Annotated in this window: 6 protein-coding genes; 1 reads left to right on the top strand and 5 read right to left on the bottom strand. The window is 50.4% G+C overall.

What is annotated here, in order from left to right:
* Nucleotides 1-140: 140 nt before the first annotated feature.
* The 5 genes from HMPREF2572_RS11975 to nirK all read right to left on the bottom strand — a co-directional run bounded on the left by HMPREF2572_RS11975 (nt 141) and on the right by nirK (nt 7,267).
* The gene (locus HMPREF2572_RS11975; RefSeq protein WP_070498850.1) at nt 141-1,319 is read right to left on the bottom strand and encodes a glycosyltransferase; all 1,179 of its coding nucleotides are present in this window, start codon (nt 1,317-1,319) and stop codon (nt 141-143) included.
* Nucleotides 1,320-1,906: 587 nt separating this feature from the next.
* Entirely contained in the window at nt 1,907-3,046 is a 1,140-nt protein-coding gene (locus HMPREF2572_RS11970) for an NADH-dependent flavin oxidoreductase (protein WP_070498849.1), read from the bottom strand.
* Between the two features lie 138 nt (nt 3,047-3,184).
* Nucleotides 3,185-4,516, bottom strand: coding sequence for a YadA-like family protein (locus HMPREF2572_RS11965; RefSeq protein ID WP_070498882.1), 1,332 nt, complete (start codon nt 4,514-4,516; stop codon nt 3,185-3,187).
* A gap of 521 nt (nt 4,517-5,037) precedes the next feature.
* Complete coding sequence (locus tag HMPREF2572_RS11960; protein WP_070498848.1) at nt 5,038-5,790, bottom strand: formylglycine-generating enzyme family protein; 753 nt, start codon at nt 5,788-5,790, stop codon at nt 5,038-5,040.
* Between the two features lie 268 nt (nt 5,791-6,058).
* A complete protein-coding gene (nirK, locus tag HMPREF2572_RS11955; protein ID WP_070498847.1) occupies nt 6,059-7,267 on the bottom strand; it encodes a copper-containing nitrite reductase in 1,209 nt (402 codons plus the stop codon).
* Nucleotides 7,268-7,733: 466 nt separating this feature from the next.
* Between nirK and HMPREF2572_RS11950 the strand changes: the two genes are divergently transcribed.
* On the top strand, nt 7,734-9,989 hold the full coding sequence (locus HMPREF2572_RS11950; protein ID WP_070498846.1) for a nitric-oxide reductase large subunit: 2,256 nt from the start codon (nt 7,734-7,736) through the stop codon (nt 9,987-9,989).
* Nucleotides 9,990-10,037 lie beyond the last annotated feature (48 nt).

Here is a 10,037-nt window from a genome sequence, read left to right as displayed (position 1 = left end):
GTCCTGATTTAAATTTAATCCACTATATCATCAAAACAGGGAATTCTAATCACAAAGGAACCATATTCGCAAACAATAAAGGCTTGCACCAGACTCTAAGCCTAACCGCAAGCCTTCTGCTCTCACATACCGTGATTGATTCACGCTTCCGCCGATTTGCTGGTCACTTTTTCAAACGCTTGAATCAGCCTTCCAATCACGGCATCTTCGCCAAACTCGTTCAAACAATCCGCACGCAATTTTTCCGCCGAAAATTTCCCGCGTTCTTCATACATCCGAATCAGCGCCTCGCTCAATGCTTCTATATTTTCAATCGGAATCAGATAACCATTACCCTCATTGACGATCGACTGAGGCCCGCCGCACATCGTTGCAATGACCGGCAAGCCTTGTGACAGCGCTTCGATGAACACCACACCGAATGTTTCCACTCGGCTGGCGAGTACAAAAGCATTGCTATGGCGCATCAAGTCCAAGACCTCTTCCGTTTTCAACGCGCCCAAAAAGGTAACGGCATGACCGATGCCCAACTCCTCGGTCAAGCGGCGCAGATTCGCTGCTTCTACGCCATTCCCGCCGATTTTGAGTTTGAGGAAGGGATACTTTTCCAAAGCCTTGGCAAAGGCGGGAAGCAATAAATCATGCCCTTTCAGATGGCGCAAGTGAGAGACGGAGCAAAACGTGAAATCCTGATGGGACTTATCGAAAGGCTCGAACGGACGCGCAAAGTTATCGCCCAAAATATTCGGCAGATATTCCCAGTCCAAACCGTATTTCTCGCGCAGCAATGCACAAAAATCCTTGCTGACCGCAAAACGCGCCTGACAATGTCGGGCGGATTCTTTCATACTGGGCCATTGGTTCGGACGGACCAGGTTGCGGGCAATCGCGCTGCTGTGTTCGGTAATCACATAAGGAATACCGTATTTCTTAGAAATTTCATGCGCCAAAACGCCGCCGAAATTCATTGTATGCGCATGGAGGACATCAGGTTTGCCGTTTTCTGCCACATACCGCTTAAAAGCCTTCATGCCCGCCCTTACCCAACGAATACGGTCGATATCGACGACGGGGCAATGCGGGAAAAAATACATGCTGTCGTAAACATAAGTATTCAAACCGCCCTGCCGGTGATGCCGCATTCCATAAGGTCCGGTCAAAATACTTTTCCATTCCGTCCGCAACGAACGGAACAAAGGTGCAATGACCCCTACTTTCAAACCTTTGCGCTGCAAAGCTTGAGCTTGCAAACGGAAGAAAATCCCGTCCACATCCGTTTCGGATTTCGGATACCACGATGGAAGAACGACAACATGCATTTTTTACTCCTTACGCTAACCCTGCCAAAGACAATCTGCATCATTGCCCACAAAGTCAAAAAATATAAAAAACAATAATTTAGTTATATTACAAACAACCGCAAGTTTTCAAGTGATTATAAATAACAACATTACAACTCAAAGCATGAATTAAAACATACATATGACAAAGTACCCAAACCACAAGTTAAAAAAACCTCTCCTTTTTTTTCAACTGCCTGATTTAAATCAAAATAATATATGACATATAACAACACTTTTAAAACCGCATCCACCAAACCATCTCATCACACGCATTGCCTTTTCCCGTTTCAGACGACCCATAGGCTAAACAACGGTAACACCATGCTGTTTACCTCCTACTTCGCCCGATAAAACATGTTCATCTGCACCACAAGCCGACTGGGACATCAACCGTCATTTCCTTGAAGCAAAAAAATAAAAAGGTCGTCTGAAATCTCGTATTTGATTTTTCAGACGACCTCTCAGTCATAGCGAAAAGGTTATTCATATGCCGCAACCTTTTCAGACGACCTCATCAAACAGCAAACATGATCTTTGCCGTTTTAAGCTGTCATTACAATCAATCAGGCATCCACCGGCTTCCAGTCCGCGCCTTTTACCGGCGGCAGCCAAGATTGCGTACCGCTGGCGGAAAATTCCCACAGGATGTCGGGGAAGCCGTAATGGTCAGCGCGCGCCGGGTCGAGTTGCGTTTCGATTTCGGCTTCGCGGCCTTCGCGGATTTGTGTGGCGATGTGCGGATTGATCATGACGGTTTTGCCCAATGCGATAAATTCCGCCCAGCCGGTTTCAAACGCCGCCAGAATATCGTCGGCGGTAAACAGGTTGCCCACGCCGATAAGGGGCAGTTTGCCGTTGATGCGGTCGTGGATGAACTGCATACGGGTTTGCGCCGTATCGCCGCCGCGTCGGATTTTTTTGTCGAATTCCCACAAGGAAACATGTAGGTATTGCAACGGCTTTTGCACCAAGGCGTCAATCAGTTCGCCGGTTTCGGTCATGGTCAGCCCGTCTTCGCCTGCTTCTTCGGGCGAGAAACGGTAGCCGATGATGAAGTCGTTGCGCTGGTGTTTTTCACGGACGGCGGCAACGGCATCGACGACGGCGAGCGGGAAGCGCATTCTGTTTTCCAAGCTGCCGCCCCATTGGTCGCTGCGGCGGTTGCTTTGGGCGGAGTAAAACTGTTGGATTAAATAGCCGTTCGCGCCGTGAATTTCCACGCCGTCGAAGCCTGCGCGAAGTCCCAAATCGGCAGCTTGGGCGAAGGAGGCGATGAGTTCTTCCACTTCTGCAGCACTCGCTTCACGCGCTCCATCCTTTTCGCTGGCGGACGCGCTTATTTTGTCACGGCGGTTGAGTTCTACCATCGCTTTAGAGCCGCCATGATGGATTTGCAAAATCGCTTTCGCGCCTTGTTTTTGAATGATTTGGGCGGTTTCTTTCAGGCTGTCAAGGCAGTGTTCGCCCGTAGCTTCAGGCTGTCCGCGAAAGGCTTTGCCGCCTTCTTGAACCAGAGTAGCGGCGGAGATAAAGAGCCCCATATCACCTGCGCGGTTGCCGAGAAACGTGCGCTCTTGGTCGCTGATTAAGCCGTCGGCGAGGGAGCCGAAATGGGTCATGGGTGCAACAGCAAGGCGGTTTTTGACGGTTACGCCGTTGTTCAGTGTGAAAGATTGGAAAAGCGGAGCGTATTTGGGATTCATTTTGTTCTATCGAAAATTAATAACTTCGACAGAATTGGGACAAATAGGGAATTATCAAGAACGAGGTCGTCTGAAAAACACGGTTTCGACGAAACAGAATGTTTTCAGACGACCTTTAGGCAATACGCCTAACGACGATTACCAGAGGTAGGTTACGCTGGCGCCGCCGCCCGCACCGCCTTTCGCCGCGCCGACTGCCGAGCCTTTAACCAGCCATTTGCCGCTGGCGGATACTTTGGAAATACCTACGGCGTAACCGCTTTTACCGCGCCAGATACCGCTTGCGACGGAAACCGCACCTTGTCCCGGCTGATATGCCTGTCCGAGGCTGCCGACCGCGATTGCAGCGGCGGAGCCTGAATCGGCACGCTCTTCAAGTTTGTCCATACGGACTTTAGCTTCGTTGCGCAAAGCGGCGATTTGGGTCTGGTGATTGTTCTCGGCTGCGGCAAGGCTGCTTTGGGTTTGGCGCGCAAGGCTCTTCACTTGGGCAACGTTGACCGCGTCCGTATCCTCCTTACCCGCAGCAACATTAGTAATCTGGCGGCTGTTTTGTTCGCTGCCGACAGATACCGCACCTAAAGTCGATACCCATGTTCTGCCTGTTTCCGTACTTGCCGCGCCGGTAGCGAAGTCATGACCTGCAACGCCTGCCGCAGTATCGGCAACGCTGTCCGTACCGAGTGCTACGGAGTTTTGCTGACGCGCTTCTGCTTTGTAGCCCAAAGCAGCGGATTTTTCTTCAAATGCAGCAGCACCTGCGCCCAAAGCCGTTCCGCCCGATTTGCGTACCCGTGCGCGCGTACCGGCGGCAAGACCGTTGAGTGCGGTGGAAGAGGATTCCACGCCCAATGCCACGCTGTTGGTTTCTTCGGCAACCGCGCGCGTACCGACCGCAACCGCTTGATAACCGTTTGCCTCGGCAGCAGATGCCAGCGCAACCGCCTGCGTACCGTTGGCTTTTGCCCTATCTCCGACAGCAGTGGAACTGAGCGCATTGGCTTCGCTGCCGCGTCCAAACGCAACCGCATCAATGTCGGCAGCCTTCGCGCTTTCACCGACCGCGATAGAACGCAAACCCGTTGCCTGCGACATCAAACCGACCGCCACCGACTGTCCGCCGGAAGCCTTCGATGCGCCGCCGACGGCAATATCGTTGGTTCCTTTTGCATTCGCCCTGAAACCGACGGCAACCGTCCGCAATGCTTCCGCCTTAGCCTCGCTGCCAAATGCCGACGCGCTCAAACCCGAAGCGTTTGAATCATAGCCGGCAGCAACAGACTTATAACCCGCCGCAGCCGCTTTGTCGCCCAACGCAGTCGCATTCTCCCCAGCCTTCGAGTCTTTGCCCAACGCGACCGAACCGTTTTTGTGCATCGCTCCTGTCGCAATACCTTCCGCAACACAAACATTTGCAAAAACAAGGGACAACACCAAACACAGCGGTTTGACGGATAAGTTTAGTTTCATCTTTTCATTCTCCATTTTTGAATTTTTTAAAAAATATCAACCAAATCCTTATGACTATATTTAGTCATTTAGGATTAGTTATATTGTATAGCATTATTACAATATTATTAATTATATGTAATTAATATTTGATTTGAATCATCTGAAGAAAATGATAAGCAAGGTTGTTATAGTGGATTAACTTTAAATCAGGACAAGGCGACGAAGCCGCAGATAGTACATCAGGACAAGGCGATGAAGCCGCAGATAGTACAGATAGTACGGAACCGATTCACTTGGTGCTTTAAGCACCTTAGAGAATCGTTCTCTTTGAGCTAAGGCGAGGCAACGCCGTACTGGTTTAAAGTTAATCCACTATAGAACGTACACAACCATTCAGCTTAATAAAACCCAATCATCCCAAAAGGTCGTCTGAAAAACACGGTTCCGACCAAACTGAATGTTTTCAGACGACCTTTTGTATGGACAAAAAAAGGCGATACCTTTCAGTACCGCCAAAGCTGCTTTGGTGATGAAACCGATTATTTCGCGCAACGGAAGCCCAGATTGTGCAGGACGTATTTGGACTGCAGGCTGGTGCGTATGCCGTAGCGCAGGAAGGCGGCATAATTCGACGGGTCGCTGGAACCTACGGATGCACCGCTGCAAAACATTTGCGTATCGGCATTGCCTGAGGACAGCAGGCTGCTGTTGAAGTCTTCCGTCCATTCCCAAATCAGGCCGTGCATATCATAAATGCCCCAGTAGTTGGGTTTGCTTTTGCCGACATCGTGCAAGCCGTTTCTGCCGCCGTCTGCATACCAGTCAAGAATGGTGCGGTTGTAGCCGGGTTCGGCAGAACCGTTTTTCTGAGTGGCGGAGGCGAGTCCGGCAAATTCCCACTGGTCTATGGTCGGCAGGCGTTTGCCTTGCGAAGTGCAGTAGGCGTTAGCGGCAAACCAAGATACGTTAGTTACCGGATGTTTCAGTTCGTTGGGTTTGGGCGCGTAGCTGTTGCTGCCGGTTTTAACCCAGTGTTTCAGGTAGGCAGGTTCGGCTTGTTTGGAACTGACTTTACCTTTTTGCCATTGGGGATGTTTTTTGACAAACTCTGCAAATTCGGCATTGGTAACGGGGTACTTGTCGATTTGGAAAGGTTTGACTTTAATGAGGTTGGTCTCTTTTTTCAGATAGAGCGGGCGGTAGCTACCGCCTTCAACTTTTGCCATTTCGGCCGCCGCTGCACTGCCGCTTGCAACAAGGGTAAATAGGGCGATGACTGGTATGAGTTTCATAACGGGCTTTCTAATCTGAATACGGGGATTATTAGGCTTTGATTATATAGCGAAACCGGATAAAAATCCTTAGAAGCCTTCTGATTATTGTGCTTTTGGCTTGCTGGGTTCGTGAATGCTTGAAACCGGTTTTTCAGACGACCTTCGATACTTGATAGGTCGTCTGAAAAACCAATCTTTCGATTGGTTGTGGAAGAAAGCCACTGTTGTCCTTGCATCAGCCGGAACAGCAGTGGCTTTTTTCTGTCTCTACGCCGAGATGACTGGATTAGTAGCCGCCTTTACCTGCAGATGCTGCGGAAGCAGGCGCTGCTGCGGAAGATGCAGGGGCAGCCGGAGCTGAAGCGGCAGGGGCTGAAGCTGCACCGCTACCTGCATAGGCTTTGTCTTCCAGTTTTTTGGTCATGATTTCAGCGTTCTCTGCGCCCTCTACTTTCAATTGACCCAACGCGCCTTTGTTGAACGCACGGAAGAGAGAGTGGTCAACCACAGTATAGCTGCCCGGGATGTCGGCTTTAAATTCGACAATCGCTGCACCACCGGCAGGGATCAGGGTACTTTGTACGTTTTCGTTGATCAGTTTGCCGGCTTCTACGTAAACTTTGTCGAAGATCTCACCGATAACGTGGAAGGAAGAAACGAGGTTCGGACCACCGTTACCCACGTACATACGGACAGTTTCGCCTGCTTTGGCTTTCAGGGCGTTGTCGCCGGCGATAGCGCCTACGTGACCGTTAAATACAACGTATTCAGGTTGTTCGGCGATAGCTTTGTCCATATCGAACGGTTGCAGGCCTTGCGCACCTTTTTTACCTTTGGTGTAGAAGTCGCCTTGTACGATGTAGAACTCTTTGTCCACTTTAGGCAGACCTTCTTTAGGTTCAACCAAAATCAGACCGTACATACCGTTGGCGATGTGCATACCGACAGGGGCAACGGCACAGTGGTAGATGTACAGACCGGGTTGCAGGGCTTTGAAGCTGAATGTAGAAGTACGGCCCGGAGCGGTAAAGCTGGCTTCTGCACCACCGCCTGGACCGGTAGCAGCGTGGAAGTCAACGTTGTGCGGTACGGTAGAAGACGGGTTGTTAGAGAATTCGACTTCCACGGTATCGCCTTCGCGTACGCGGATCATGCGGCCCGGAACGTCGCCGTTAAATGTCCAGTAGTGGTATTCCACGCCATCATCCATTTTCATGGTTTTTTCGACGGTTTCCATTTTCACGCGGACACGTGCAGGATGGTCGCGGTCGATGGCAGGCGGAACTTCAGGAGCGTGGGTAGTTACCGCGTCGATAACAGGCAGCTCGGCAGCAGGGGTTTCGGCAGCAGCTTGAGCGCCGGAAGCAGGAGCCTCGGAAGCTGCAGGAGCGGAAGCGGAAGCGGTTTGCTCGGCAGGTTTTTGGGCAGCTTGCTCACCACAGGCGGCTAAAGCAAAAACTGAAGCAATGATTGCAGCTAAAGCTTGGCGTTTCATAGTTGTCATTTCCTTTAATAACTATTTTAAGAAGGTCAGGGTATATTTTTTCAACCTTTGTCGTCCGCGGCATACCGCTTTCGGCTCTTTCAAACTGCCTTATTCCGGGTCGTCTGAAAGGCATCTCTTGTGAACTTTTGTAGGATTATGTAGGTGGTTTTACCGCTATATCTTGACCTAAATCAATTAATTCATCAAAGATGAACTTTTACTACCTGTTTTACTACTTAATAACTAGATAAAACTACATCAAATCGTCTATTATTGTTCACATGTTTTATCCAATTCTTTACAAAAATGCCATCGTATTTTTGATAATAAGAATTATTATTGACTATATATCTGTTTTTTAAAGATTGTTGTTAAGAGAATATTTCTTTTGCCTGAAAAGAGTGCTACAATCTTTAACATTCATATAGTATGAATTTATAAGCAACCACTTTTTACCAAAATAAGGAGTTCTGAAATGGGACAGTACAAGAAGTTATGGTACTTGCTGTTTGCCGTCCTGGCAGTCTGCTTTACCATTCTTGGCTACATGGGCAGCGAGGTTTATAAAAAAGCCCCGCCTTATCCTGAAAGAGTCGTTTCGGCATCAGGCACTCAGCTGATGACCAAAGACGATATTTTGGCAGGTCAGTCTGCCTGGCAAACCACCGGCGGTATGGAAGTCGGTTCCGTATTGGGACACGGCGCATACCAAGCTCCGGACTGGACAGCCGACTGGCTGCACCGCGAGCTTGTCGCATGGTTGGATTTGACTGCGCAAGAGACTTACGGCAAAAAATTCAACGAAGTTTCTCCTGAAGAACAAGCCGTACTGAAAACCCGCCTTACCGACGAATACCGCAACCAAAGCCGTATTAAAGAAGACGGCAGCGTCGTTATCAGCGATACCCGTGTCAAAGCCATTGAGAGCATCCTGCCTTACTACCACGGCGTATACAGCGACGATCCCGCCCTTCAGACGACCCGCGAACACTTCGCAATGAAAAACAACACATTGCCAAGCAAAGAAGCGCGTGAAAAACTGTTCAACTTCTTCTTCTGGACTTCATGGTCTGCTTCGACCAACCGTCCTGACGAAACTTTCACCTATACCAACAACTGGCCGCACGAGCCTCTGATCAACAACGTACCGACTACTGAAAACTACATGTGGTCGTTCACCAGCGTTGTCCTGCTCTTGATGGGTATCGGTCTGCTGATGTGGGGTTACTCCTTCCTGACCAAACACGAAGAAGTAGAAGTTCCGACTGAAGACCCGATTTCCAAAGTACAGCTGACTCCTTCCCAAAAAGCATTGGGCAAATACGTCTTCCTGACAGTCGCCCTGTTTGTGGTACAAGTGTTGCTGGGCGGCCTGACCGCGCACTACACCGTCGAAGGTCAAGGTTTCTACGGTATCGACGAAGCACTCGGCTTCGAAATGTCCGACTGGTTCCCTTACGCATTGACCCGTACTTGGCACATCCAATCCGCCATCTTCTGGATTGCAACCGGCTTCCTGACAGCAGGTCTGTTCCTGGCTCCGATTGTTAACGGCGGCAAAGATCCCAAGTTCCAACGTGCCGGCGTAAACTTCCTGTACATCGCCCTGTTTATCGTAGTCGGCGGTTCTTACGCAGGTAACTTCTTCGCCCTGACCCACATCATTCGTCCCGATCTCAACTTCTGGTTTGGACACCAAGGTTACGAATACCTCGATTTGGGCCGTTTCTGGCAACTCCTGCTGATGGTCGGCCTGCTGTTGTGGCTGTTCCTGATGCTGCGCTGTACCGTTTCCGCCTTTAAAGAAAAAGGCGTGGACAAAAACCTGCTGGCAATCTTCGTTGCCTCCATGGTCGGTGTAGGCGTGTTCTACGCACCCGGTCTGTTCTACGGCGAAAAATCCCCGATTGCCGTCATGGAATACTGGCGCTGGTGGGTAGTTCACCTGTGGGTAGAAGGCTTCTTCGAAGTATTCGCGACCGCAGCCTTTGCCTTCATCTTCTACAACATGGGCTTCGTCCGCCGCAGTACCGCTACCGCATCCACTCTGGCTGCCGCCGCCATCTTCATGTTGGGCGGTATCCCGGGTACGCTGCACCACCTGTACTTCTCCGGTTCTACCTCCGCCTCTATGGCAATCGGTGCCTGCTTCTCCGCATTGGAAGTCGTACCGCTGGTATTGCTGGGTCGTGAAGCTTACGAACACTGGTCTTACCAACACCTGTCCGAATGGGCGAAACGCCTGCGTTGGCCGCTGATGTGCTTCGTAGCAGTTGCCTTCTGGAACATGATCGGTGCCGGCGTATTCGGCTTCCTGATTAACCCGCCGATTTCCCTGTTCTACATCCAAGGTCTGAACACTACCGCAGTTCACGCACACGCAGCCTTGTTCGGTGTGTACGGCTTCTTGGCACTGGGCTTCGTATTACTGGTTGCCCGCTACCTGAAACCAAACGCACATTTCGACGACAAACTCATGACTTGGGGCTTCTGGCTGCTCAACGGTGGCTTGGTCGGCATGATCGCCATCAGCCTGCTGCCTGTCGGCGCGATTCAAGCATACGCTTCCATCACTCATGGCCTGTGGTATGCCCGTAGCGAAGAATTCCTGCAAATGGAAATCCTCGACACCCTGCGCTGGGTACGCACAGCAGCCGACTTGATCTTCATCGGTGGCGCAATCTGCGTAGCCATCCAAGCAACCAAAATCGTATTCAGCCGCGATAAATAAATCCTAGCTTGAATGCAATCAAAAGGTCGTCTGAAAATTTTCAGACGA

Origin of the sequence: Neisseria sp. HMSC064E01 (assembly GCF_001808875.1) — a bacterium.
GTDB classification, from domain to species: domain Bacteria; phylum Pseudomonadota; class Gammaproteobacteria; order Burkholderiales; family Neisseriaceae; genus Neisseria; species Neisseria sicca_A.
This window is presented reverse-complemented; position numbering and strand designations above follow the sequence as displayed.